The organism is Thermomicrobiales bacterium (genome assembly GCA_037045155.1).
In the GTDB taxonomy this organism is placed as follows: domain Bacteria; phylum Chloroflexota; class Chloroflexia; order Thermomicrobiales; family CFX8; genus JAMLIA01.
In genome coordinates this window covers 629566-654808 of sequence record JBAOIG010000005.1, presented here as the reverse complement: position 1 = coordinate 654808, position 25243 = coordinate 629566, and the positions used below count along the sequence as shown (strand labels likewise).

General features: G+C 65.0%; 19 protein-coding genes. 5 read left to right on the top strand and 14 right to left on the bottom strand.

Translation table 11 applies throughout. The annotated features are described in order from the left end of the window. Window positions 1-40: 40 nt before the first annotated feature. Window positions 41-1939: a CocE/NonD family hydrolase gene (locus V9F06_13170; protein MEI2618559.1), complete on the bottom strand. Its 1899-nt coding sequence runs from the start codon at window positions 1937-1939 to the stop codon at window positions 41-43. Between the two features lie 261 nt (window positions 1940-2200). Between V9F06_13170 and V9F06_13165 the strand changes: the two genes are divergently transcribed. Continuing rightward, window positions 2201-2935, top strand: a complete 735-nt coding sequence (locus tag V9F06_13165) for a phenylalanine--tRNA ligase beta subunit-related protein (GenBank protein MEI2618558.1) — start codon at window positions 2201-2203, stop codon at window positions 2933-2935. Between the two features lie 27 nt (window positions 2936-2962). Here the strand turns inward: V9F06_13165 and V9F06_13160 are convergent, their stop codons facing one another. Beyond that, window positions 2963-4555, bottom strand: coding sequence for a gamma-glutamyltransferase family protein (locus V9F06_13160; GenBank protein ID MEI2618557.1), 1593 nt, complete (start codon window positions 4553-4555; stop codon window positions 2963-2965). 394 nt (window positions 4556-4949) lie between these two features. On the opposite strand from V9F06_13160, the gene V9F06_13155 reads away from it, so the two are divergent. Both V9F06_13155 and V9F06_13150 read left to right on the top strand, forming a co-directional pair. Beyond that, window positions 4950-6557: a serine hydrolase gene (locus V9F06_13155; protein MEI2618556.1), complete on the top strand. Its 1608-nt coding sequence runs from the start codon at window positions 4950-4952 to the stop codon at window positions 6555-6557. Window positions 6558-6878: 321 nt separating this feature from the next. Next, window positions 6879-8780, top strand: coding sequence for an ABC transporter substrate-binding protein (locus V9F06_13150; GenBank protein ID MEI2618555.1), 1902 nt, complete (start codon window positions 6879-6881; stop codon window positions 8778-8780). Between the two features lie 231 nt (window positions 8781-9011). Here the strand turns inward: V9F06_13150 and V9F06_13145 are convergent, their stop codons facing one another. The 5 genes from V9F06_13145 to V9F06_13125 all read right to left on the bottom strand — a co-directional run bounded on the left by V9F06_13145 (window position 9012) and on the right by V9F06_13125 (window position 13825). Then, window positions 9012-9518 carry a DinB family protein gene (locus tag V9F06_13145; GenBank protein MEI2618554.1) on the bottom strand — a complete coding sequence of 169 codons (507 nt, stop codon included), beginning with the start codon at window positions 9516-9518 and terminating at the stop codon, window positions 9012-9014. A gap of 155 nt (window positions 9519-9673) precedes the next feature. Continuing rightward, window positions 9674-10153 (bottom strand): hypothetical protein, encoded by a 480-nt coding sequence (locus V9F06_13140; protein ID MEI2618553.1) that lies wholly within the window; start codon window positions 10151-10153, stop codon window positions 9674-9676. After that, on the bottom strand, window positions 10153-12039 hold the full coding sequence (locus tag V9F06_13135) for a glycoside hydrolase family 15 protein (GenBank protein MEI2618552.1): 1887 nt from the start codon (window positions 12037-12039) through the stop codon (window positions 10153-10155). Before V9F06_13135 ends, V9F06_13140 begins: the two co-directional genes overlap by 1 nt. A gap of 4 nt (window positions 12040-12043) precedes the next feature. Continuing rightward, window positions 12044-12541, bottom strand: coding sequence for a DUF2231 domain-containing protein (locus V9F06_13130; GenBank protein ID MEI2618551.1), 498 nt, complete (start codon window positions 12539-12541; stop codon window positions 12044-12046). 66 nt (window positions 12542-12607) lie between these two features. Next, on the bottom strand, window positions 12608-13825 hold the full coding sequence (locus V9F06_13125) for an FAD-dependent oxidoreductase (GenBank protein MEI2618550.1): 1218 nt from the start codon (window positions 13823-13825) through the stop codon (window positions 12608-12610). A 259-nt stretch (window positions 13826-14084) separates the two neighbouring features. On the opposite strand from V9F06_13125, the gene V9F06_13120 reads away from it, so the two are divergent. Continuing rightward, the gene (locus tag V9F06_13120; protein MEI2618549.1) at window positions 14085-15737 is read left to right on the top strand and encodes a hypothetical protein; all 1653 of its coding nucleotides are present in this window, start codon (window positions 14085-14087) and stop codon (window positions 15735-15737) included. Window positions 15738-15813: 76 nt separating this feature from the next. Here the strand turns inward: V9F06_13120 and V9F06_13115 are convergent, their stop codons facing one another. Next, window positions 15814-17235 carry a divalent metal cation transporter gene (locus V9F06_13115; GenBank protein MEI2618548.1) on the bottom strand — a complete coding sequence of 474 codons (1422 nt, stop codon included), beginning with the start codon at window positions 17233-17235 and terminating at the stop codon, window positions 15814-15816. A 333-nt stretch (window positions 17236-17568) separates the two neighbouring features. Here V9F06_13115 and argF point away from each other — a divergent pair, with 333 nt between their 5' ends. Continuing rightward, on the top strand, window positions 17569-18570 hold the full coding sequence (gene argF / locus V9F06_13110) for an ornithine carbamoyltransferase (GenBank protein ID MEI2618547.1): 1002 nt from the start codon (window positions 17569-17571) through the stop codon (window positions 18568-18570). Between the two features lie 44 nt (window positions 18571-18614). Here argF and V9F06_13105 read toward each other — a convergent pair whose 3' ends face one another. From V9F06_13105 to V9F06_13080, 6 genes are all read right to left on the bottom strand, one after another. Next, a complete protein-coding gene (locus V9F06_13105) occupies window positions 18615-19913 on the bottom strand; it encodes an MFS transporter (protein ID MEI2618546.1) in 1299 nt (432 codons plus the stop codon). Beyond that, the gene (locus tag V9F06_13100; GenBank protein MEI2618545.1) at window positions 19910-21082 is read right to left on the bottom strand and encodes an FAD-binding oxidoreductase; all 1173 of its coding nucleotides are present in this window, start codon (window positions 21080-21082) and stop codon (window positions 19910-19912) included. Before V9F06_13100 ends, V9F06_13105 begins: the two co-directional genes overlap by 4 nt. Window positions 21083-21218: 136 nt before the next feature. Next, entirely contained in the window at window positions 21219-21752 is a 534-nt protein-coding gene (locus tag V9F06_13095) for a hypothetical protein (GenBank protein ID MEI2618544.1), read from the bottom strand. 4 nt (window positions 21753-21756) lie between these two features. Then, window positions 21757-23061 carry a Glu/Leu/Phe/Val dehydrogenase gene (locus V9F06_13090; GenBank protein MEI2618543.1) on the bottom strand — a complete coding sequence of 435 codons (1305 nt, stop codon included), beginning with the start codon at window positions 23059-23061 and terminating at the stop codon, window positions 21757-21759. 275 nt (window positions 23062-23336) lie between these two features. Continuing rightward, window positions 23337-24068 (bottom strand): response regulator transcription factor, encoded by a 732-nt coding sequence (locus tag V9F06_13085; GenBank protein MEI2618542.1) that lies wholly within the window; start codon window positions 24066-24068, stop codon window positions 23337-23339. Continuing rightward, window positions 24061-25119 (bottom strand): ATP-binding protein, encoded by a 1059-nt coding sequence (locus V9F06_13080; GenBank protein MEI2618541.1) that lies wholly within the window; start codon window positions 25117-25119, stop codon window positions 24061-24063. Before V9F06_13080 ends, V9F06_13085 begins: the two co-directional genes overlap by 8 nt. Window positions 25120-25243: the final 124 nt, after the last annotated feature.

Sequence of the window (25243 nt, the reverse complement as noted above, 5' to 3'; positions counted from 1 at the left end):
CTGACTAGCGAACAAACTACTTCGATGCCTCGATCAACAGTCACTCCATCGCCACCACCGGCAGCGTAATCCGCGACGGATGCGCGGCGTCGTGGTGGATGGTGTTGTCGGCCGGCTGGGTGTGGTGGTGGCGACCGATCGGCTCGCCGGTGTTCGGGTTCGGGTCGAAGCGCGGGAAGTTGCTCGACGAGATGTCGACCCGGATGCGGTGGCCGCGACCGAAGACCGCGCCGGTGCCGTACATCGGGATCGTCAGCTCGTAGACCTCCCCCGGCGTCATCATCGTCGGGCTGGCCGGATCGTCGCGGTAGCGGCAGCGGAAGATCGTGTCGGAGAGGTTCAGCGCGTAGCCGTGCGGGTAGTCGGCCGACGGCGGGAAGACGTCCACCAGCTTCACGGTGAAGTCAGTATCCGGCGCGGAGGATGAGATGTGGAGCGTCGCCTCCAGTGCGCCGATGACCTGCAGCGGCTCGGCTAGTGGCTCGGTCTGGAAGACGACGATATCGTCGCGCGCTGCCAGTGGCATGCCACTCTCCGGGTCGCGCTGGTCCTGCCCGCCGATCGAGACGACGCTGTTCCAGCGCTGCTCGTAGGTGATCCGACCGCGCTCGTCGCCGACGATCGGGATCGCGTCGGAGAGCGATGAGAGGTTGCCGCCGACGGTCGGGACCGGGTTGGCCGGATCGTAGCGGAACGTGGTCGATGCCCCGCCTGCTTCCGCCTGCGTGGTTCCGAGGCCGCCATCGGGGCGGAGATAGAACGCCACCGGTGTCGTGCCGGGCAGCGGGAATACGTCTGTCTCGCGCCAGTGCCCGCCACGCCAGAGCTTGCCGTCGCGGGTGCGTCGGGTCGCGCTGCCGCCGTCGCCCATGACGAATACGCGCGCGGCCGGCTCCTCGCCGACGCCGTTGTCGATCCCCTTGAGCCAGTGGTCGAACCAGCGCAGGTGCAGGTGGTCGAACGTCTCGGCCAGGTTGCCGGCCACCGGCGCGGTCGGGCCGAGCTCGACGTCACCCGAGTAGCTGACGTCGACCATCCCGTGCGTCCACGGCCCCATCAGCAGCCGGACTGGCCCACGCTTGCGCTCGGAGAGGCCGGCGAAGTTCTCCAGCGTCGCCCGGGTGTACGAGTCGTACCAGGCGCCGCAGAGCAGCATCGGCACGTCGGAGTGGTTGTCCCAGAACTTCGCGAAGTTGAGGCCAGGGTGGTCCCAGTACTCGCTGTAGTCCCCGCGGGTGTACAGGTCCAGCGCCCAGCGCTCGATTGAGGGAACCATCGCCAGCGGCGACAGGCCTGGCCGCAACGGCAGCTGGCGCAGCCATTCCAGCGACGAGACGCTCTCCAGCGCCGCCTTGCGAACCGGATCGACGACAACCTCCGGGTGCGTCGCCGCTTCCATAAACGCCCAGGCCAGGAAGCGCAGCTCCATCGCACCGTTCTGGCGCACCGAGCTGCTGTAGGCGTTCGCGCCGGCCTGATTGACGACCAGCGCCGCCAGGCTGGGCGGGTTCAGCACCGCCGCCGCCGTCTGTGTCCAGCCGAGGTACGACGTCCCGAACATCCCGACCTTGCCGGTAGACCATGGCTGCGCGCCCAGCCACTCGACCGCGTCGTAGCCGTCCTCCGGCTCCTGGGTCAGAAACGCGAACGTGCCCTCCGAACGGTAGCGCCCGCGGCAATCCTGGATCGCGACGACGTAGCCACGCCGCGTGAAGTACTCCGCGCGCATCCGTGTGTCGTCGGCGCGCTTGTTGTACGGAGTCCGGACCAGCAGGACCGGGAACAGCCCCTCGGCGCGGTCGGCCGGGTCATCGAGACGCGCCGGAAAGTACACGTCGGTCGCCAACCGCACCCCGTCGCGCATCGGCATCATCACCTCGAGTGCCGCCAGTACCCCGTACTCGTCAGCCGACTCCGTTGCCCCTCGCCAATCGTCCACACGCTCCTCCTTCGGACTGGTCGTTCTCTGTCAGGACGCATGGTCGCATGAGACCGCGAGATGTGGCGCTCGTCAATGCTCCCCACGAAATTCCCGAATTCCCGATCATATAGAGATCGGGAATTCAGGAATCCGGGAATATGGGATCGAACGACGTCAAGTCCGCCACATCCTCAGGTACGGAGTTGGCGTTCTTGACTGCAGCTCGGCACAGTTATGATGCGCGGGCGTTGGAATGCACTCCCCGTGGAGAGGATAGAGATGAATCATCAGCATACTCCGCAGGCGTTTCTCGCTGGCGCTTCGGTCGATGACGCGGTGTTCGCGCTTCGGCCCGACTATCGCGTCATGTTGCTGGCGGTCGCCCACCTGACGCCCGGCCCGAGCGATGAGGCGAGCGGGACGCTTTTGCAGGAAGCAGAATCAGTTGCGGTCGTGGCGCTTGGCAGCGCGCCGCCCGACCAGCTCCCGCGTGTCGCGACCTGGCGCGATGCCTACCGGGCGTTCGGCGCGAAGCCGCAACGGACCCGGAACAGTCTGGAGGCGCTGCTCCGTCGCGCGCCCACCGGGCTGCCGCGAGTGAACCGGCTCACCGATATCTACAACGCTATCTCAGTCCTCCACCAGATCCCCCTCGGCGGTGAGGATCTGGATCGATACAGTGGCCCGCCGCGGTTGATCCGTGCCACCGGCAGCGAGTCGTTCGACACGATGGCGGATGGCGAGGTCGTGATCGAGCACCCCGAGCCAGGCGAGGTTATCTGGCTCGACGACGCGGGCGTGACCTGTCGTCGCTGGAACTGGCGTCAGGCCCGTCGAACGCAACTGAGTGACACGACGACCTCAGCGCTGTTCATTCTCGACGTGCTTGACCCGGTAACCGACGAGGAACTGCATACCGCCACCGATGCGCTCGTCAATCACCTGTCCCGGATCGGACCGCATCTCGGGATCGCGCGTCGTTTGATCTCCATGGCCGGCGAGCGCGATGGTTGAGGGCTTTCACACCCGACGCTCTTGCCACTAGCAGCCCATCGCCGCTCCGCCGGATCGCGGATCTGCGCCGCCACGGAGCCGGCCAGTCGCCGGGTCGCGGGTGACGGCCTGAACCAGCGCGAACTGCCCGTACGGGGCCGGGTTCGGGACGATCTGGAAGCCGCGTCCGGCCAACTCCGCCTTCACCCAGATCGGAATTCGCGATTCGCAGTCCAGCAGATCGCCTTGACAATCGAAACGCGGGGCCGAGACCGCTTCGACCGCCGAGAGGCCGTGGTCGAGAACGTTCAACAGCGTCTGCAATACCCCGGTGATGATCCGTGTGCCGCCCGGCGCGCCGAGCGCCAGCACCAGCTCGCCATCGCGCAGCACGATCGTCGGGCACATGCCGGTGATCCGCGACTTGCCCGGCGCGATCGAGTTTGGCAGGCCCGGCTGCGGGTTAGCCGCATTCATGATGTTGTTCCAGGTGAAGCCGTAGCCCGGTGAGACGACGCCGCTGCTCGCGCCGAGCGAGTGAGTCAGCGCGATCGCATTGCCGGCGTCATCGACGACGGTGATGTGCGTCGTTGTCGGCGCTTCCGGATAGCGCGGCACGTCGAACCGCTCGCCGGCCTTGATCTTCGCGTACCACTCGTCGGCCCGCTCGTCCGACAGCAGCAGGTCGACCGGCACGTTGTGGAACGTCGGGTCGGCGACCATGCCGTACCAGTCGTGGTAGGCGGCCTTCATTGCATGGCCAACGAGGTCGATGTACTCGACGCTGTTGAGGCCCAGAGCGGCGATGTCCTCATGCTCGATGATCTTCAGGGTCTCGGCCATGCAGACACCGCCGCCGGCCGGCGGATTGGTCAGCACTGTCTGGCCGCGGTAACTCACCCGGATCGGCTCGGAGACGCGCACGCGATAGCTGGCCAGGTCCTCGGCGGTGATGAATGAGCCATTGGCGGCCAGATCGGCGGCCAGCTCCTTCGCTAGGCTGCCCTCGTAGAACTCGCGCGGTCCGCCGTCGGCCAGCCTCCGGAGAGCGCGTGCGTGGTCGGGGTTCACGATCCGCTCGCCGGGCTTGTAGCCGGAGCCGTCGGGCTTGTAGTAGATCGCCCGCGACGTCTCGGTCGCCGCCATCCGTTCGCCGAACGAGATGTGCTGTCCGAAGCCGGGCATGTTCCACAGTTGCCACAGCTCCGGCGTGACGACATGACCTTCCTCCGAGATGCGGATGGCATCCCGCAGCGCGTCCTGCCAGGAGATCGTGCCGAAGCGTTCCAGCAGCTCGGCAATACCGGCGACGGTGCCGGGAGTCATGATCGAGCCGTAGCCGACGTCGTTGACCCGGCCTTCGAGGTGGTAGCCGTAGCCGGTCCAGTCCTGCTCGATGACGATGTCCCGCCACATCTCCGGTGTGGCCTTCGAGCCGGCCGTGCCGTTGAAATCGACACAGACCTCCTCGCCTGCCGCCGTCCGCACCGTCGCGGCGCCGAAGCCGCCGATCCCGCACATCTGCGGGTCGACCACCATCTGGACGAAGGCTGCCGTTACCGCCGCGTCGATTGCATTGCCGCCATTACGCAGGGTTCCAACGCCCGTCTCGACCGCTGGAATCTGTGGCGCCACCACCATCCCGCCCACGTTGCTCTCCCCTCATGCCAGCAAGCTCACCGGATTGCCGGGGATCATCACCGATCGATGCGCCGTCAGCAATGCCCGCCCGCCTCGGATTCGTTGAATGGACTATGCAGGCGGTCAACGTCAGACTGTCCGATCGGCAGCCCGCCCCTTCTCCTGTCATCCTGAGCCGCAGCGAAGGATCTCCCACCCGCTCGATACAGTCCAACGCAGGAGAGATCTTTCGCGTGCGCTCAAGATGACAGGCCACGGGGTAGCTGCCGCGCCAACGTGTGTGCCACTTTGACGTTGGCGACCTATTATGTCGGGCTTGCCAGTCCAGGCTGGGACGGTGCTATTCTGCGTCGTTGGTCGGCAATTTTTCAGACGGGACGGAGTGAATCGGAATATGGGTAATGTGGTGCAGGGCGAGTTCAGCGCGCGGATTGACGAGCTGTTTGCGGAGTGGGACCGCGCCGATAGCCCCGGCGCAGCGATCGCCGTGCTGCTGGGCGGTGAGGTGATCCATCAGCGCGGCTACGGCATGGCGAACCTCGACCACGGGATCCAGATCGCGCCGGACTCGGTCTTTCACGTCGCGTCGGTGTCGAAGCAATTCACCGCGTTCGCGGTCGGCCTGCTCGCCGACGAAGGTAAGCTCTCGCTCGACGACGCAGTTCGCCAATACGTGCCCGAGCTGCCCGACGCGCTCCCTCCGTTCACCATCCGCCAATGCATCCATCACACCAGCGGGCTTCGCGACCAGTATGGATTGTTCCGTCTGGCCGGCTGGCGCGACGATGATACGCAGACCTTCGCCGACGTCCTCGACTTCGCCTACCGGCACGAGCGGCTGAACTTTTCCCCCGGCGACGAGAACCGCTACTGCAATACGAGCTATACGCTGCTGGCGCTCGTGGTCGAACGAGTGAGCGGCCAGTCGTTCCGCTCGTTCGTCCACGAGCGACTGCTCGACCCGGCCGGCATGGCCAGCAGCCACATTCACGACGACCACAGCGCCATCGTCGCCCGTCGCACGAGCGCCTACGCAAAGCGCCCAGGTGAGGACGGCGGAGTCAAGGTCGCTAACTCGACGGTCAGCGCCGTCGGGGCGATCTGTCTGTTCACGACCGTCGAGGATCTGTCCCACTGGGTGCGCAACTACCAGACGCGTGAGGTTGCCGGCCCGATCATGGATCTGGCGATGACGAGCGGCGCGCTGAACAGCGGCGCGCCGACACACTATGGCTTCGGTCTCAGTGTCGGCGCTTATCGTGGTCAGCGGATGATCGGGCATGGTGGGAGCGACTCCGGCTACCGCGCGCAGGTGACATGGTTCCCCGAATCCGATCTCGGCGTTGTAATCCTCTGCAACCTCGGCTCGATGAAGCCGGGCCTGCTGGCGTTGAAGGTCGCTGATATCGTCATCGCCGACCGGCTGGGCGCGGATGATGTCGCCGATGCTTCTGTTGTCGATTTGGCCGAGGACGAGCTGGCGGCGCTGACCGGTGTCTACCACGCGTCGCCGTCCCGGCAGGTGCGCGAGGTGACGCTGCGTGATGGGCTGTTGCGGATGCCATCCTTGTTCGGTGACGATCTCACGCTGACTCCAATCGGTCACCGCCGCTTCCGCGCCGACGAGCCGCCCTTCGAGGTGCGATTCGACGGCCCTGACGACGCGCTGGAGCTGCATGAGATCGATCGCCATGGTGACATGCGCGTCTCCTCGCGCCTGGCGCCGTTCGATCCGGACATCGAGAATCTCGCCGCAACTGTCGGCAGCTACTCCTGTCCCGAGATCGGCGCGATCTACCGGATGAGCCTGAAAGATGGTGTGCTTTCGTTCGGCGAAGGAAAGAACGGTCTGCGCCCGCTGCGGCCGCTCGCGCCAGATTTCTTCGCGATCGACGGCTATGGGGGCAACACACTCGCGGTGACCCGCGATGGCTACGGCAATGTCGCTGGCCTGCAACTCTTCAACGAGCGCATCCGCTACTTGCGCTTCGCTCGACTGTAGCACCGTCGGCACTGGCGATATCGAAGGCTTCTGCGACCCGGCCGGCCATGCCCTGTGAGTTGCGCAACAGTGAGTCATGCGACCAGCGGACGTGTCCGGAACGTATACTCCCTATAGAAAGCGCCGAATATCCGGCGCGGCTCGGTCCTGTCCGGGTCATGAGACTCACGTCTGACCTTGTTGCGTCGCGCCGGCCGTGGTGTTTGCCAGTGGCTGGCGATCCGACAGCAACGCGGGATGCGGGCACATCATCAGGTGTCGTGCGGGCCTGATGGCAAGCAGTTGTGCCGCGCGGATGAGGGTATCTGGAGGAGTGAGACATTGAAGGATGATCGAATCGACGACTTGTATAGCGGCATCGTGGCCGGCCGCCTGAATCGCCGTGACGTGCTGAAGCGCGGCGCCGCGCTCGGGCTGAGCGCGCCGATTATCGCCGGCCTGCTGGCGGCCTGCGGCGGCTCGGAATCCACTCCGACGAGCGCGCCACAAGCGACGACCGCGCCCGGCGGCGAGGCGACCAAGCCAGCCGGCGGTGAAGCGTCGCCCGAGGCTACGACGCCGAGTGGCGGCGAGACACCCGGGCAGGGCCGTGGCAAGGGTGACCTCGTGCGGTTGCTCGTCTGGCAGGCGCCGACCACACTCAACACCCACTTCTCCCAGGGTGACAAGGACGGCCTCGCAGCGCGACTGATCCTTGAGCCACTCGCCAACGTTATGTCTGATGGGTCGCTTCAGCCGGTGCTAGCTGCCGAAATTCCGTCGCTCGAGAACGGCGGCGTCGCGGCCGATGGGATGAGCGTCACCTGGAAGCTCAAACCGGACGTCGTCTGGTCGGACGGCGAGCCGTTCACGGCCGAAGATGTCAAGTTCACCTGGGAATACACGACGAATGTCGACGTCGCCGCAACGACCTTCGCTGTCTATGATGTCATCTCCGCTGTCGAGGTGGTCGACGACCATACGATCACCTTCAAGTACACCGAGCCGAATCCCGGCTGGTTCAGTGCCTTCGCTGGTTCGTTCAATGGCGCGGTGCTGCCAAAGCACATCCTCGCCGACGTCCTCGGAACGGCCGCCCGCAACGCGCCATTCAACCTCAGCCCGATTGGCACCGGCCCGTACAAGCTCAAGGAGTTCCGCCCCGGCGACACCGTCCTCTACGAGATCAACGAGAAGTATCGTGAGGCCGACAAGCCGTACTTCAGCCGGGTCGAGCTGAAGGGCGGCGGCGACGCGACAGCTGCCGCGCGCGCCGTGCTTCAATCGGGCGAAACCGATTATGCGTGGAATCTCCAGATCGAGAAGACCATCGCCGAGCAGATGGCGGCCAGCGCCACCACCGGTGTGCTGATCGCAACCACGGGCAACAGCGTCGAGCAGTTGCTCATCAACTTTGCCGACCCGAACACGGAGGTCGACGGCGCGCGATCGGAGCCCAGCACCCAGCACCCGATCTTCAAGGACAAGCGCGTGCGCGACGCGATTCGTATCTCGTCCGATCGCGAGACGATCGCGACCCAGCTGTACGGCGAAGCCGGCACGGCATCACCAAACACGCTCGTCGCGCCGTCCTCGTTCAAATCCCCGAATACGTCAATGGAGTATGACCTCACCAAGGCGGCCGCGCTCCTCGACGAGGCCGGCTGGACGAAGGATGGCACTGTCCGTAAGAAGGACGGCAAGGATCTGGCCTTGTCCTACATGACGACGGTGAACCCCGTGCGCCAGAAGACACAGGAGATCCTGAAGCAGTCCTGGCAGGAGCTTGGCATCGCCGTTGAGCTCCGCGCGATCGATGCTGGGGTCTTCTTCTCGTCAGACGCTGGCAACCCGGATACGATCTCGCACTTCTACGCCGACATCGGTATGTTCACCAATGGCCCGACCAGCACGTACCCACTGGATTACATGTCGGGCTTCAAGTCGACCGACCCGGCGACGGATCTCGCCCAGAAGTCGAACCAGTGGTCTGGCGGCAACTACAACCGCTGGGTCAACGAGGACTTCAACAAGCTCTGGGTCCAGGCCAAGACCGAGCTCGACCCGGCTAAGCAGGTCAAGCTGTTCATCGGAATGAACGACCTGGTCGTCGACGAAGTCGTCCGGATCGGGCTCGTCCATCGCGGCGGCCTCGTCGGCTTCTCGAAGAAGCTCAAGGGCCACGTCGACTCCTCCTGGGAGATGGAGATCTACGACATCGATAACTGGTACTTCGAGGGCTAGTCATCTCGGTGCATAGGTCTGGCCCGCCCCGCATCGCGCGGGGCGGGCTTTTTCGTGTCAGGCGCGCGCGTTGCAGACATAGATCATCCGCGGACTTGCGCGCGTAAGCGGGCTGCGGTCCCAGTCGCCGTAGACCTCGCGGATGGCCAGCCCGTTGTAGTGCAACAACGCCTCCATCTCGCGCTGGTGTACTCGGAGTATCGACCGGCGTCCGGTTCCGGGTTATTCACGTCAGCCTGTTCGCACCAGCGCGCGGTTCGTGGCCTCGGCAAACTCCCAGACGCCCAGCTCCAGCGGCGGCACGCCGATCGCCGTCAGCGTCGTGCAGACCTGGGTGCGATGCTCGCCCGCGTGGTGCAGCGCCTGAGCGAGCACGACGCCGGCCGGCACATCGCGCTCGACTCCCTCGTCCCAGGGAACGATGAATGTCCGCTCGGCATCGAACGGCGTGGCAAGGAAGCGCTGCCAGCGGTCGGCCATGTCCTCCGCGTGCGTTGTCAGTGTGGCGATGTCTGCCGATTCGATCTCGTCGTTGTGCCAGCTCACGTCCTCTCCGGAGAGCCGCCGATAATAGCTCGCCTCGCTGGACACGATATGGCGCAGCGTGGCGATGATGCTGCCGTAGGTGCCGGTCACTGCCGAGCTCAGCTGCTCGTCTGACAGGCCGCGGCATGTATCGAGGACGAGGTTCGTCGCCCAGGCGCTATGGTTGAAGGCATCGACCAATCCGTCATTCATGGATCATCCTCTCGTAGTGGGCCGAAGAGACGGAGACCGATCGATCCGAGCGACGGCCGAGTCGGATGGTAGCAGGTCAAACGGGCTGGTTATGGTGCTGAGTGGTGACCGACAGTCTCGACACCGGCCGATTGTGCGTGCGCTAAACGCCGGGTCTAGCCGGCCAGATGGTAGAAGCCGCCGAGGATTGCGCCGTAGATCAGGTGGGCGGCGAAGACGACCAGTGGTGTTCGCCGGCCATAGTGGAGCGCGAGAAATCCGGGCGGTTCGAGTTGGCGCGTCGGGGTCGGGCCGCGCTGCTCCCCGGCCATTCGCGGGTGCATCCCCGGCAGGAACGCCATGCCGACCGTCAGGACGAATGTCGCCTGGACGATGCCGATCACCACGCCGGCCCACCATGTTGCGCGGCCCCAGCTCTCAAAGGCGGCTGCGTAGACGAAGGCAAACAGCCAGCCATTGGCGAAATGGATCATCGTCCCGAACAGTTGGGCGCGGTCGTGGTCGGGTGTCAACATCGTGCCCAGCATGAAGGGGATGCTCATCCGCGTCAGCCGCAGGCCCTGCGCCGCCGACACGATGCCGGTCAGAAAGACCGTCGCGACGAATCCCCAGAGGATCACACCCGTCCAGTTCATCAAGTTAGCCCGGCTTCCATTATGTTCGGCATATGCGTGGGAACATCGCGCTGCGCCGGCGGCGCGGAGAGCGCCAGCGCAGCGTTGATCAGGCCGATGTGGCTGAACCCTTGCGGGAAGTTGCCCAGCGCTGCGCCGTCGCGCGGGTCGATCTCCTCGGCGAGGAGCCCGACGTCATTGGCGCAGGCGAGTAGCCGATCGAAGCGTGCGGTCGCGCCAGCCTGGTCGCCGGATTTCGCCTGGCACTGGATCGCCCAGAAGGCGCAGATGGCGAACGTTCCCTCGTCGGGCACTTCCCCCGGCGTCCGATAGCGGTAGACGAATGCGCCGTTGCCCAGCTGCCGATCCACCGCTGCCCACGTCGAGCGCATCCGCAGGCTGCTGGCGTCGACGAAGCCGTAGAGCGGTATCGTCAGGACGCTGGCGTCCAGCTGATCGCCGCCCAATGCTCCGGCATAGGCGTCCAGCCGCGGATTGAATGCCTGCTGTTCGATCGCAGCGCGAATTGCGCTCCGCTCGGCGACGAACCGCGCGACCGGGAGCTCGAACCCCTGCGTGTGCTGGAGCGCCAGCAGCCGGTCGAGCGCGACCCAGCACAGCAGCTTCGAGTGGGTGTGGTGCTGAAGCGGGCCGCGCGGCTCCCAGATGCCACTGTCGGGCTCGCGCCAGCGCCGGCAGACCGTCTCCCCCAGCCCGCGAAGCAGCGTCGCTGTCTGCCGGTCGATCTTGCCGCCGCGCGCGACGAGCTGCCATGCGGCGTCAATTACCTCTCCGTAGACATCGAGCTGTAACTGCCCCTGCGCGCCATTGCCGACACGCACCGGCTGGGACTGCGCGAATCCTTCGAGATGCTGAAGCTCTCGCTCGCCCCGCGGTTGCCGGCCGTAGACATCGTAAAGTACCCGAAGGTTCGGCCACGAGAGTCGTGTCGAATGCAGCGTCCAGCTCACGAACGCCTCTGCCTCTTCTGTGTAGCCAAGATCGTAGAGTGCCCGGACGGTGAAGGAAGCATCGCGGAGCCAGCAGAAGCGATAGTCCCAGTTCTTGTCGCCGCCGGGTTGTTCGGGGAGTGACGTCGTCGGCGCGGCGATGATTGCGCCGGACGGGGCGAACGTCAGGAGCTTGAGCGTGATCGCGCTGCGGACGACCGCTTCGCGATACGGTCCGTCGTACTGACAGCGGCCGGCCCACGCGCTCCACCACGCGCCCGCGCGCTCGATCCGCTCGCGCGCCGCGTCGCCGAGCGGAGGAATGACCGCCGGCCCGTCGCTGGAGAAGCCGAGCGAGAGATACCGCCGCTGCCCCGCTTGCACGGGCGCACTGCCCGATGCGGTTTGCCCGTCACGACTGATCGTAAGGGGGATATCGCTCTGCAAGTAAAGCGCGCCGCCCGCCTCGCACCAGATTCCGAAACCATGGCGATCGACGAGCCGGAGGCTGTCAAGCCCGAAACCGGGTCGGGGGGCATATTCGACCTCGATGACGACCTCGCCGGCCAGCCCTTCGATCTCCCGGAGGATCTCGTGCTCCGGCACGAGCATCGTGCGCTTGTCTCGTTCGTCCACGACCGGCATCAGGTCACGCACGACGCATGCGCCACCAGACGTGCGGTAGGTGGTCTCGACGATGGCCGTGCCGGGCAGATAGCGGCGCTGAATCTCAGCGTCCCCGACTGGTCGAATGCGAAACGTGCCGCCGCGACCCTGGTCGAGGATCGCGGCGAAGATGGCGTTGCTATCGAAGCGAGGCCAGCAGAGCCAGTCGATCGCGCCGTCGCGCCCGATCAGCGCGGCGCTCCGGCAGTTGCCGATCAGGCTGTAGTCGGAAATCGGCGGATAGGCGGCGGGTGGGCATGAGCCGCCCGCCGCCCGCGTATGCGGCGTCATCGAATCAGCCGTGGGCCAGCCCACCGTCGCCGGCCGGCTCGTGATCGAACGAGCCAGCGGCGTCGGGGTTTGCGCCCGGCTCAACGCCGATGCCGAGGTGGTCGACCAGCTCGCCGCCGAGCCAGCCGCCGACGACCGCGATGCCTGAGCCGACGATCTGGAGGACGAGCGCCAACGCCGATGGGTTGCTGTGGTCGTGCAGGAACCAGGCGATGATGAACAGGACGACGGCAACGAACATGCTCGCGCCGTGGGTCAGCCCGACCCGCTTCGCCCGCGTCCCGTTGGGGATTGCAGTCCAGTCAATGAATCCGAATACGGCGGCAATGAGGCCGGCGATGATTCCAGCCGCGATCATGTAGTACGCAGCCGCTGAGAGGCTGGTCCAGCCGAAGATCCGGTTGATGATGTCGAACAGTGTCGCCGTCGCCAGAAGTCCCAGCGGGAAGACGATCAGCTGTTGGTGAATCGGATGGCCGAAAAGTCGTGCTCTGCTGCGCATGGCAGGCTCCCTTTCTACTTGAAGCACGATGCGATACGCCGCGAGCCAGGAGATGTACCCGTAGTGTCAGGCGAGTAACGTCTTCAGCTCGATGCTTTCGTCGGCAAGCTGGTCGGCGGTGACGGGCGTGCCGGCCCGTAGCATCCTCCGTCCCGCCGAGAAATCCTTGAATCGGTTCGCGGACAATGCCGCGCGTAGCTCGCCGCTCGCGAGATAGAACGCCGACCACGACCCGCTGGCAACGGCGCCTCGGAAGATCACCTCGTCGTGATCGCGAGTCGTGCCGGCCACCTGCAGGCTGATGTCGTAGTGGTCGGACCAGAAATACGGCACCGGGTCGTACGGCTTATCCTGCCCGAGCATCACCTTCGCCGCCGCAACCGCCTGGTTGCCGGCGTGGTCGAAGTGCTCGATTCGCAGCCGTCGACCGTACCGTTGGCTCCACCAGTTGGCGACATCACCGGCCGCGAAAACATCTGGCAGGCTCGTCCGGCAGTATTCATCGACGACGATGCCGTTCTCGATCTCGATCCCCGACCCCTCGAGCCACTGTGTGTTCGGTATGACCCCGATTCCCACGACAACCATGTCGCAAGGAACGGCGTGGCCAGAAGCCATGACAACCCGCTGGACTCGGCCATTGCCCTCGAAGCCGGTAACTCTCTCGCCGGTAAACATCTCGACGCCGTGGCTGCGATGGATACCGACGATCCGCTCGGCCACCTCGTGGCCCAGCGCGGGCGCCAGCGGCACAGGCTGTGACTCAATCGTCGTCACATGTTTGCCGAGTGTGCGAGCCGATGCCGCGAGCTCAGCGCCGATGAATCCCATCCCGGCAATCGCCACGTTCTCAGCGTTGGCAAGGTCGTCGCGGATCGCCCGTGAATCGGCCAGGGTGCGCAGGTAGTGGATGCCGGCGAGCTCGTGGCCCGGGACCGTCATCCGCCTTGGTGAAGCGCCGGTTACGATCAGCAACTGGTCGTATTCCAACGTCTCACCGTCGTCCAGTGTCACGCTCTTGCTCGTCGGATCGAGGCTTGTAGCCTGCCGGCCCAGTCGGGCATCGATGCGTTGATCGGCATATTGCTCGGCGGACGTGATGGTGAACGCACCCTCTGCAATCTCGCCTGTCATGAACCCCTTGGAAAGAGGGGGACGCTCGTAGGGCAACTCCGGCTCTGCACCGACCAGGGTAATGTTTCCCTCGAACCCTTCTTTTCGGAGCGCTTCGACTGCTCTACCACCAGCAATCCCCGCGCCGATTACGACAATACCGTTAGCCATGCAGCTACTGAACCCTTCCCCCGTAGTCGGCACGGCGGGCGCCGCCTCGTTGCAGCTGGCCTCGCGTCCGTGCCGGGCACTTCCAGACGACGCAGAAGGTATGCCATCGTAGGCTCATCTCGCCTCGGCCGGCAAGGATCAGTGGACAATGGGCTCGCCATCCTCCACTATTGATCCTCATGACTGGTAGTTCGTTGGCCCGCCCCGTCTCCCGCGATTGTTCCCCGAGACAGTCGTAACGCAGCAAAGGAACAACCTGATGACCGATTATTTCGATCTCGGCGCTCACACCCGTCCGGTCACCACGGCCTCATCTGACGCTCAGCGCTGGTTCGACCGTGGCCTGAGCTGGATCTATGGCTTTCACCACGAGGAGGCTATCCGCTGCTTCGAGCGAGCAGCCGAGGCGGATCCGTCGTGCGCAATGGCCTATTGGGGCATCGCCTACGCGGCCGGCCCGAATTACAACAAGACGTGGGAGATGTTCGACCGCGTCGATCTGGCGAACGCTGTCGCCAGGACGCACGCGGCCACGGAGCAGGCTGCCGCGTTGGCCGGTGGCGCGCAGCCGGCCGAACGCGCGCTGATCGCGGCGCTCGCGTCGCGCTACCAGGCAGACGAGCCACCGGAGGATTTTGCCCCGTGGACCGATGCGTATGCTGCCGCGATGCGAGCAGTCTACGCCAGCCATCCTGACGACCTCGATATCGCCGCGCTGGCCGCCGAGGCGCTGATGAACCGCACTCCCTGGGCGCTCTGGGACCTGTCGACCGGCGGCGTCGCCGATGATGCCGACACCGATGAAGCGCGGGCGATCCTTGAACGTGCGCTGGAGAATCCGGCCAGCCGCGTCCACCCCGGCGTGCTGCACATGTACATTCATCTAATGGAGATGTCGCCGTTTCCCGAGCTGGCGCTACGCGCATCGGACTGGCTGCGTGATCTTGCGCCAGATTCCGGCCATCTCCGACACATGCCGACACATATCGATGTTCTCTGTGGGCACTACTATCAGGTTGTCGCGTCCAACCATGATGCGATTATCGCCGATGAGAAGTATCGCGAGCGTGAAGGCGCAATGAACTTCTATACGCTATATCGTGTCCATAATTATCACTTCAAGGTGTACGGCGCGATGTTTCTGGGCCAGTCGGAGGTTGCGTTGAATACAGCCGACGAGGTGATTGCGACAATCCCGCCAGAGCTGCTGCGTGTCGAGTCGCCTCCGATGGCTGACTGGCTGGAAGGGTTCATGCCGGTCAAGCTGCACGTGCTGATCCGATTCGGTCGCTGGCAGGAGATCATCGACACGCCGCTGCCGGATGACCCGGATCTATATTCTGTGACGACCGCGATGATCCACTATGCCAGGGGGGTAGCATTCTCTGCGACGGGTCGGGTTCGCGAGGCCGAGGAGGAGCAGCGGCGCTTTGTCGCGGCGACCGAGCGGGTGCCCGATGATCGTTACCTGTTCAACAATCGCTGCCATGACATCCTCGCAATCGCCGCTGAAATGCTGGCGGGCGAGCTGGAGTACCGCAAGGCGAATTACGACGCTGCGTTTGCCCACCTGCGTCGATCGATCGAGCTGGAGGATGGGCTGGTCTACGACGAGCCCTGGGGCTGGATGCAGCCGACCCGTCATGCCTACGGGGCGCTGCTACTGGAGCAGGGCCGCGTCGCAGATGCTGCGGCTGTCTACCGTGCAGATCTGGGTCTGGATGGTTCGTTGCCGCGGGCACGGCAGCACCCGGAAAACGTCTGGAGCTTGCATGGCTATTACGAGTGTCTCGTCAGGTTGGGCGAGGATGATCTGGCCGCGATGATCCGACCACGCCTCGATCTCGCTATTGCTCGCGCCGATATCCCGATCCGCGCATCGTGCTACTGCCGGATGGCCCAGGCGGCGTAGCGGCGAGAAGCGAGCCATGGGCCGGCCGGGCAAATTCGTCAATCAGTCGGCTGGCGTGTCGGGCGGCGCGCCGGCCTCAGGTCGGGATCAGCCCGATCAGCATCACGATCGCGACGACAAGCATCGCGATGGTCGTCGTCCAACCGATGAACCTGACAGTCCGGCCGGCGGTGAACTGCCCGAGCACCGCCCGGTCGCCGGCCAGCAGCATGATGACAACGAGCAGTAGCGGCGCGATCAGCCCGTTGAGGATGGCTGACAGATACAGGGCGCGGATCTCACCGAGGCTCGTGAAGGTCATCGCGATGCCAAGAAGCGTTGCCAGTGCGATAACGGAATAGAACTGCGGCGCGCGGCGGAACGTGTTGTTCAGCCCCTCGGGCCAGCCGAACAGCTCGGCTGCCGCGTAGGCGACCGATCCGGCCATCGTCGGGATCGCCAGCAGACCTGTGCCGATGATGCCGACGGCGAACAGGATCGAGGCCGCGTTGCCGGCCAGTGGCCGCAGCGCCTCGGCTGCTTGTTCCGCCGTCTGGATGTTGGTCTGGCCACTGGCGAAGAGCGTCGCTGCCGAAGTGAGAACGACGAAGTAGAAGCCGATGTTCGACAGCAGCATGCCGAGCGAGATATCCAGGCGAGCGCCCCGGATAATCGGCGAGATCTCTCCAGGATCGGCTTTCCCGGCTACGATGCCCATCTGCTCCTCCTCTTCGACCTCCGCCGACGCTTGCCAGAAGAACAGGTAGGGCGAGATCGTCGTTCCGAGGACGGCGACGATGGTCTGGAGCCCGGGCCCCGACCAGTCCGCCGCTGGCACGAACGTCCCACGGAGTGCGGCTCCCCAGTCCGGATTCGCGAAGAACGCGCCGATGACGTAGGCGAAGATAACCAGTGTCAGAACCTTCAGATAGCGGGCGAACCGTGGGTAGGGGACGATAACCTGAACGAGCGCGATCCCGATGCCGATCGGCGCGACCAACCAGCGAGTAGGGATCGATGTCAGCATGTCGGTGACCGCCGCGATAGCCAGGATGTCGGCGCCGATATTGACCACGTTCGCGATGAATAGCAGCCCCACGACCGGGATGAGCCAGCCACGGCCGTAGCGTTCGCCAATCGTCTGCGCCAGGCCCTGCCCGCGGACGATCCCGATCCGAGCGCAGATACTCTGCACCGCGATGATCATCGGCAACGTGACAATGCTGAGCCAGAGGAGCTGGTAGCCCTGGGTTGCGCCGGTAACGGTGTACGTCGAGATGCCGGAGGGATCGTCGTCCGCGACCCCGGTGATCAGCCCTGGCCCGAGGGCGCCGATATCCGCGCGCATGCGGCGCGACGCTCGTGTCATGCGTGTGTCGACCTTGTCGAGGCGCCGCCGCATGCTCACGTCGTCTGTCTCCGCTCGAGCGAGAAGTCGGGTGTCAGAATACTGCATCGTCATTCGCAAGGGTATTGACTGCTGGTCGACGCGATGGTAGAGTCGTCCAACGTGGATCATGGCGTGCTGCCATAGAGGAGATGTTGTGACCCGAATCTTCAGCGAGTCGAGGACCAGGAGAAGCAGGCGCGGCTAGCCGCCGTCTGTTGTTTCTCTGTTCGTCCGTTCGATTCGTCTGGAGCCGGCCATGAACCCCACGCAGATTACCCCCACTCCCACCCGATACTCCGCAAATTCAGTGAATATCGAGCGCATTACAAGGCGCAGGCGTAACGCCTGACGCCCGGCGCCCCGGCTCTTCTTCCGGTTTCGCCAGGTGCATCAGGCCGCTGCCGCCACGATTCGTGGCGAACGACCTGGTACTTGCGTTGATTCCTGGAGCTATCGGAGAACATGATGATGAAAGACCTCTTGCGAACCTCGGACCTGTCGATCGACGACCTGCACATGCTGCTCGACCTGTCGAGCGAGCTGAAGGCGAACCCGCTCAAGCATCATGGCTTGCTGACCGGCTCGACCGTTGTGCTCTACTTCGCCAAGCCCTCGACCCGCACGCGCTTCTCGTTCGAGACAGCGGTCGCCCGGCTCGGCGGCATCCCCTCGTCGGTCGATTCACACGACCTGCAGATCGGTCGCGGCGAGACGCTTGAGGACACCGCGATGGCCATCAGTCGCTACGCATCGGCGTTCGTCATCCGCACCTATGCCGATGATGATGTCAAGCTGGTCGCCGAGCGCGCGACGATCCCGGTTATCAACGCCCTCACCGATGGCCACCACCCGATGCAGAGCCTGGCCGACCTCCTGACGCTCAAGGAGAAGTGGGGAACCTTCGAGGGACGAAAGCTGGCCTACGTCGGCGCGTTCAATAACGTGCTCAATAGCCTGATCGAGGCCGCCGCGATGGCCGGCGTCTCGATCACTGCCGCGACCCCGCAGGCCTACGGACCCGACCCGCTCGTCGTCGCCAAGGCGAAGGCAATTGCCAAGCAGACCGGCGCAACGATCGAGCTGACGACCGACCCGTATCAGGCGGTCTGGGAAGCGGACGCGGTCTACACCGACACCTGGTTCTCGATGGGCGATAGCGAAGCCGAGCGCGCGAAGCTGTTTGGCGAGCTTACCCCGTACCGGGTAACCCAGGGGCTGATGAGCGATCTTCCCAAGCGCGACGCGATCTTCATGCATTGCCTGCCGGCGCATCGCGGCGAGGAGGTCACTGCCGAGGTGATCGACGGTCCGCAGTCTGTCGTTTTCGATCAGGCCGAGAATCGCCTCCACACCTCCCACGCCGTCCTCTACGCGCTTGTCAAGGGCATGCTCAAGGGCAACGCGGCGCAGCCGGCGCTGGTAATCGACGACATCATGTTGTCGGAGGCGGTTGCGGCAGACTGAGATTGCGACGCCGGCCTGCTTCGCCTGCCGCCAGCGTTCCGCTGTTACACCAGCCCATCACCGTGTCGCACGGGTGGTGGGGGCGGTGTGGCGAAGATGAAGAATATGGAGCCGAGCGCGGCGAAAATCGCGAGCAGCGTAAAGCCATATTGATAGTTGCCGAAGCGATCCGCCATTCCGCCGGCGATCAGCGGCCCGGAAACCATCCCGACGTTGATAACCAGGCTCGAGAAGCCCATGATCGTGCCGAAGTTGCGCCGGCCGAAGTAATCGGCGCGCATCGCCTGCATCAGTGGCCCACGCATCCCCCAGGCGATGCCGTGGGCGAAGATAAACACGATCAACCAGAAGAACGCTCCGCCCCAGGCGAGGGCCAGCAATCCGGCAGAGTGGCCAAACATCGCCAGCGCCGCAATCTTGCGTTTCTGGAATCGGTCGCCAAGTAATCCACCTGCGATCTGCCCCAGCGCGGTGACGAGCGTCAGCACGGCGACGACAGTCGCTGCCTCACCGAGGGAGAAGCCACGGCTCTGCTCCAGGTCGAGGATGAGATGAACCATCACGGCTGACACGACGAGTAGCGCCGAGCCATGCCCGAATGAAATCAGCCAGAAGGCGCGCGTCCGCAGTGCTTCGCGCGCGGTGAAGTCCACCCGAGTCGCGACATCCCGGGCCGGCCCGGTGGCCTCGTCGGGCTCCGCTATCAGATCGGCTGTCGCAACGCCGTCCGGATGTAGCCCATATTGCTCGGGGTTGGTTCGCATTACCTGTGTGAGCGGCAGCCCGGCGACGAGGATGATGATCCCTGACACGAAGGCAGTCTGCCGCCATCCGTAGGTTGCGAGAGACCAGGCAACGACTGGCACGAGCATGCCGCCGATGCTCATGCCCGTTTGCGACAGGCTCATTGCGGTCGCTCGCCGGCGCTCGAACCATTGCACGAGTGTCGTCGTGATCGACATGAAGCCGGCCAGACTGGAACCGACCGCCATCAGAATGAAAACGCCGTAGAACTGAAGCAGCGAGTCGATCCGGCTGAAGAGGATGAAGCCGCTACCGAACATCAGCATGCCGGTGCGCATGACCCGGCGCGGCCCCCAGTGGTCGATCATCCAGCCCTGAACCGGCCCCAGCAGCCCGCTCTGCACCGGCTGAAGCGAGTAGCCGAACGAGAGCGCTGTCTTGCTCCAGCCGAACTGGTCGAGCAGCACCGACACGTACGCGCCGTAGGCTTGCTGGAGCAGGCCGGCCTGAAGCATCTGGACCCCGGCCGAGGCGACGACAATCCACCAACCGTAGAAAACCCGCCGGGGCCCGTGTCGCTCGCCTGGCGTCGACGTCATGCAACCTCGCCGTCAGCTAGCTGGCCAGTTTCGCGGTCGGGATGAATCGGGTCGAGTGACAGCGATAGCGGCTCACCAGCCACGATCTGGGCCAGGAGCTCCCCCGCCACCGGCGCCCAGGAGAGGCCCGAGCCGCTGAACCCACAGGCTAGCAGCAGCCCCCGTCGCAGTTCTGTCTCACCGATGTATGGGTTGCCGTCCGGCGTAAACCCCATCGTCCCGCCCCATGCGCGGACAATCCGCACGTCCCGAAGGGCCGGCAACGCCGCAACCAGCATCGAGAGGGTCTTCTGCAGAATGTCGGGCGACACGCTGCGGTCGTGGAGGTTGTCGCGGCCAACGGTGTCCAGCACCCGTGAGCCACCGATGACGAATTTTCCGTCGCGTGTCTGCTGCCAGTAGTTCGAGCTGCGGTGGACGAAGTGGCCCATGGTGAACGGCAGCATCGGTCGAACCGACTCGGTCACGACGATCTGCCCGCGCCAGGGCATGACCGGCAGCTTGAGCCCGGCCGTGTCTGCCAGCGGGCCGGCCCACGCATTCGCGGCGTTGACGACCCACTGCGCCCGCACCATCTGCCCGTCGACGACAACCCCCTGGACGCGCCCATCGGCGACGACCAGTCGCTCGACCGTCGCGCCGTTGTAGATCCGCGCGCCGTGTCTCGTCGCGCCCTCGGCGAAGCGATGGACCAGCTTGAACGGCCAGAGCCGGCCGCTGGTCGGCACCCAGCGCGCGGCGATCACTCGCTCGGAGAGGAGCGGCAGTCGCTCACGAGCTTCGTCGCCAGTCAGTATCTCGTCGCCGAGCGCGTACTCATCGGCTTCTGGCCGGGTCGGGTCGGGAATTGGGTGCTCGCCGGGCTCTCCGAGCCAGAGCCTGAGCCGGCCGCACTGGTCGTACTCGAACTCGCCCAGCTCGCGCTCGGCCTCGCGGAAGATCTCCAGCGAGCGCAGACGATGCGGGATGATGCCGCTGCCGTAGTTTGCCTCGACGCCGGTCTGGCCGCCGTTGCGGCCGCTGGCGCCCCAGGCCAGATGCTCTTGCTCGAACAACGCGACGTCGATCCCGCGCCGCGCCAGCTGCCAGGCGACCGATGTCCCGGTCACTCCGCCACCGACAACGACCACGGATACCGACGCCGGATATTCCCGTGTCGCCGCGCTCATCCATGCCTCCCCCTCCGATGGGCGATACCCCACCAGGTTCGCAAGGGTCGCAGCGAATGAGACACGCGTCAATGGGGATGATGGACGGGAACGATGTGGGCCAGGCATCTCGCCTGGCCCACAGTGGGTAATTATGTCACTCGGTTTCCGGCTTGTCGGTATCCTCGCGGGCCGCGAGGAGGATCGGCGCCGGATGATAACCATAGGCGCGAGGTCGCAGCAGCCGGCGGTTGTCCTCGTCGACGACGATCGCCTCGATATAGCCGCGTGGTGGTTCCGGCAGCAACCCGCCGATTGCCTGACTCAGCGCTTCGTTCAGCGCGTCGATCACCGCCGGCAATACGGGGGTCTTGCACGCTACCTCGACGAACAGCTTCAGTGGTTCCGCGAACGATGCCTCGACCGGGGTGACGTCCTCCGACTCGGGGACATCCTGCTCCTCATAGACGGCGATGACGTACGGGTCCATGGTCAGCAGCGCAGAGGCGATCTGTCGGGATAGCTCGAAGCGAAAGTATGAGATCGCCAATGCGTCACCGCTCAGCAGACGCGCGCGGACATCACGAGGGGAGTCGAGGTGGAGCCGGCCGGTCACCACGGCCGCCGCCGCGTCGATCATGTTGCTCGTTGTGTCGACGAGGTCGACGGCGAGGTTGCTCCAGCCCGTCATCACATTACTCCGCGCTGGAGTAACCGCGTAGCCTGGCCGCCAGGACGACCCGCTCGACCGCGATCAGGAACGCGGCCTCGCGCAGGGTGACACCCTCTGCCTTCGCGCGCTCGAAGACCTGGCCGACCGCGGTTGACATCCGTTCGTCGAGCCGCACGCGGACATCGTCCAGCTTCCAACGCTCGCCCTGCAGGCCCTGGAGCCACTCGAAGTAGGAGACGACGACGCCGCCGGCGTTGGCCAGGATGTCCGGCACGACCTTGATGCCGCGCTCGGCCAGGATCGTGTCTGCCTCGCCGGTCGTCGGGCCGTTGGCTCCCTCGACGATGAGCTTTGCGTTGATGTCGGCAGCATTCTCAACGGTGATCTGGCCCTCCAGCGCGGCCGGGACCAGGACATCGCAGTCGAGCGTGAGGACCTCGGCATTGGAGATCCAGGTGACGTTGTCTCCCGAATAGTCCTCGAGGAGGCGCTTCGGGTGGTTGGCGACATGCTCGTTGATTCCGTCGATATCCAGCCCGGCCGGGTTGTAGATCCCGCCGCTGACGTCGCTGATCGCGACGATCTTCACGCCGAACTCTCGGAGGAAGCGAACCGTGTCCGAGCCGACCTTGCCGTAGCCCTGGACGACGACGCGCGCACCCTCGACCGGGATGCCCAGTCGATCCATCGCCTGCTTGGCAACGTGCGCGACACCACGACCGGTCGATTCGCCGCGACCTTCGCTGCCGCCGAGCGCGATCGGCTTGCCAGTGACGATAGCGGGCTCGAACCTGCCGACCTGGCGCTCGTACTCATCGACGAACCAGCCCATTGTCGCGTCGTTGGTGTTGACGTCGGGCGCAGGGATGTCGACATGTGGGCCGATGATCGGGACGAGCGCAGCCGCGTAGGCGCGGGTGAGCGAGATGAGCTCGCGACGCGACAGCTTGGACGGGTCGACGGTGACGCCACCCTTTCCGCCGCCGTAGGGCAGGTCGAGGAGGGCGCATTTCCAGGTCATCAGGCTGGCCAGCCCTCGCACTTCATCGGGGTCGACATTCGGGTGATACCGCACGCCACCCTTGGCCGGGCCGCGCAGACGCGAGTGCTGGACGCGGTAGGCGTGGAAGACCTCGAGCCGCCCGTCATCCATCTCGACTGGTAGCGCAACGGAGAGCTCACGCTCCGGAGTTTCGAGTAGCTTCTGCATGCCCTGCGAGATGCCCAGTCGCCTGCCGGCGGCTCGGACGTGATTGAGCGCGTCCTCGAGCAGGCTGGAGCCCGCAGATTGATGGGTTGCTGACTTCGTCTCGGTGGTTGTTGCCATGTCCCTCTCTCATCCCTGTCGATTGCTGGCGCCACAACGACGTAGCACGCTTCCAATCCTGCGCGATGGGCCATGAGAAGAACATGAGATTCAGGCATTCACATATGAGAAACCCATGAGAGTTCGCCGTTCTGGCCGGCGCGCGCCCGCCGAAATGTCCGATACCGCTGCTGGAGCGGGAGGGAGAGTGCGCTTTTCGGCAGCGCGAAACCGGTCGAGGTGGGATTGAAGGGCGGCTCTCACCATTCCGTGGGCTGTGCCGCTTGTCTCCGCAGCTACTCGTCAGTGACGAGGCGGTAGCCGACCCCGGGGGTCGTGATGAGATAGCGCGGGTTCGTCGGGTCTGGCTCGAGCTTCTGGCGCAGGTAGCGGACATAGGTCCGCAGATAATCAACCTCGTCGCGATACTCTGGCCCCCAGACCTCAGTCAGCAGCGACGTATGTGGCACCACACGGTTGGCGTGGCGGGCAAGGACGACGAGCAGCCGCATCTCGGTTGGTGTCAGGTGGACCGGCGCGGTGTGCCCAACGACCTGGTGGGCGGCGATATCAACTTCGAGCTCTCCGAGACGGATGCGCGGCAACGTCGAGGCCGGCACCTGCGAGCGGCGCAGTAGCGCCTTCACCCGCGCCAGTAGCTCACGCGCGCTGAACGGCTTGGTGACATAGTCGTCGGCGCCCGCCTCGAAGCCGCGGAGTCGCTCGTCCTCGTGCGCCCGCGCGGTGACCATGATGACCGGGATCATCGAAAACTCGCGGATGCGTCTGCAGACCTCGTAGCCGTCCATCTGGCCGGGCAGCAGCAGGTCGAGCAGAATCAGATCGGGCGCTTCCAGCGCGACCTGCTCCAGCGCTCGCTTGCCGTCCGGCGCGATACGGACCTGGTAATGGGCCGCCTCGAGGATCGAACGCAGCAGACGAACCAGAGCCGGCTCGTCCTCGACGACGAGGATGCGTGTGCCGGCCGGCGCATCGAGCGGCGCCGTCTGCCCTGCCCAGCTAGACATCACGCTCCGCCGCTCCGTGAATCGGCACTGTGAACGAAAGTGTCGTCCCTCTTCCCACCGCGCTCTCTGCCCAGATCCTGCCGCCGTGGGCGCGGACGAGCGACTCGCTGATCGGCAACCCTAACCCGGTCCCGACAATGTGCTGGCGATGCTCCGGCGATGCGCGGAAGAAGCGCTCGAACAGCTTGTTGAGGTGCTCCGGCGCGATCCCGGTCCCCTGGTCGACGACACTGATGACGACTTCGCTGGCGCGCACCTCGCCACGGACGACGACCAGCCCGCCGTCGGGCGAATACTTCACGGCGTTATCGATCAGATTGATCAGCACCTGCTCGATCCGTTGGGAGTCGGCTTCAATGACCGGGAAGTTGCTGGAAAACATCGCGACGAAGCGGTGCCGGTTGGTCTGGATGCTGATTCGGTCGATGACCCGCCGGGCGATGCGTGAGATCAGAATCGGCTCGGGCTGAAGCCGCAACAGCCCAGCGTCAATCGCCGCGGACTCGAGGATATCTTCGACCAGATGCGTCAGCCGGTCGGTCTCCTCCTCGATTGTCTGGAGGAAATCACCGCGCGTCCCGGCGTCCCAGCCGATCCCTTCGATCCGTAGCGCCGAGGCATAGCCCTTGATCGAGGCCAACGGAGTCCGCATCTCGTGAGAGAGCATTGAGACGACGTCCATCTTCAGCCCCGAGGCTTCCTGTAATAGTCGTTCGTTCTCGACTGCGGCGTGGCGGCGTGTCGCAATCGCGGTCGCCAACAGGCCGGCCACTGCGCTCGCGCGCTCGGGATCCAGCGCATCGCCATCGACGACGATAGCGCCAATAGCCCGGCCTTTCGCGATCAGCGGGATAGCGAACCCGGGTGTCAATGCCGGAGTGAGGTCATGAGATAGATCAATCCGAATTCCTCGGTCGGTGTCGAGCGCGGTTCCAAGGAGCGGCAACGCGGCAGACAGTGCCTCGTCGACGGTCTCGGTCGCGAGGAGCGCTGTCGCCAGGTGGTAGATCGGGTCGCCCGCCGATGACGCCGGGAGTCCCGTGTGGTTCATCGCCGATATCCAACTTTCACTCACACCGACAGTATACCGACCGGCTCGGATCGAATCGCTGGTCGTTGCCTGCGCGGGTCGATATCCTGATACGCACGCGAAAGCCGAGATACTCGAAGGGAAG

Excerpts from the sequence above, each read along its gene's own strand:
- V9F06_13100 (MEI2618545.1), bottom strand. The coding sequence starts at position 21,082 with ATGAGCGCGGCGACACGGGAATATCCGGCGTCGGTATCCGTGGTCGTT.
- V9F06_13165 (MEI2618558.1), top strand. The coding sequence starts at position 2,201 with ATGAATCATCAGCATACTCCGCAGGCGTTTCTCGCTGGCGCTTCGGTC.
- V9F06_13155 (MEI2618556.1), top strand. The coding sequence starts at position 4,950 with ATGGGTAATGTGGTGCAGGGCGAGTTCAGCGCGCGGATTGACGAGCTG.
- V9F06_13085 (MEI2618542.1), bottom strand. The coding sequence starts at position 24,068 with ATGTCTAGCTGGGCAGGGCAGACGGCGCCGCTCGATGCGCCGGCCGGC.
- V9F06_13115 (MEI2618548.1), bottom strand. The coding sequence starts at position 17,235 with ATGATCCACGTTGGACGACTCTACCATCGCGTCGACCAGCAGTCAATA.
- V9F06_13090 (MEI2618543.1), bottom strand. The coding sequence starts at position 23,061 with ATGGCAACAACCACCGAGACGAAGTCAGCAACCCATCAATCTGCGGGC.
- V9F06_13120 (MEI2618549.1), top strand. The coding sequence starts at position 14,085 with ATGACCGATTATTTCGATCTCGGCGCTCACACCCGTCCGGTCACCACG.
- V9F06_13095 (MEI2618544.1), bottom strand. The coding sequence starts at position 21,752 with ATGACGGGCTGGAGCAACCTCGCCGTCGACCTCGTCGACACAACGAGC.
- V9F06_13145 (MEI2618554.1), bottom strand. The coding sequence starts at position 9,518 with ATGAATGACGGATTGGTCGATGCCTTCAACCATAGCGCCTGGGCGACG.
- V9F06_13080 (MEI2618541.1), bottom strand. The coding sequence starts at position 25,119 with ATGAACCACACGGGACTCCCGGCGTCATCGGCGGGCGACCCGATCTAC.
- V9F06_13140 (MEI2618553.1), bottom strand. The coding sequence starts at position 10,153 with ATGAACTGGACGGGTGTGATCCTCTGGGGATTCGTCGCGACGGTCTTT.
- V9F06_13105 (MEI2618546.1), bottom strand. The coding sequence starts at position 19,913 with ATGACGTCGACGCCAGGCGAGCGACACGGGCCCCGGCGGGTTTTCTAC.
- V9F06_13160 (MEI2618557.1), bottom strand. The coding sequence starts at position 4,555 with ATGGTGGTGGCGCCACAGATTCCAGCGGTCGAGACGGGCGTTGGAACC.
- V9F06_13125 (MEI2618550.1), bottom strand. The coding sequence starts at position 13,825 with ATGGCTAACGGTATTGTCGTAATCGGCGCGGGGATTGCTGGTGGTAGA.
- V9F06_13135 (MEI2618552.1), bottom strand. The coding sequence starts at position 12,039 with ATGACGCCGCATACGCGGGCGGCGGGCGGCTCATGCCCACCCGCCGCC.
- V9F06_13130 (MEI2618551.1), bottom strand. The coding sequence starts at position 12,541 with ATGCGCAGCAGAGCACGACTTTTCGGCCATCCGATTCACCAACAGCTG.
- argF (MEI2618547.1), top strand. The coding sequence starts at position 17,569 with ATGATGATGAAAGACCTCTTGCGAACCTCGGACCTGTCGATCGACGAC.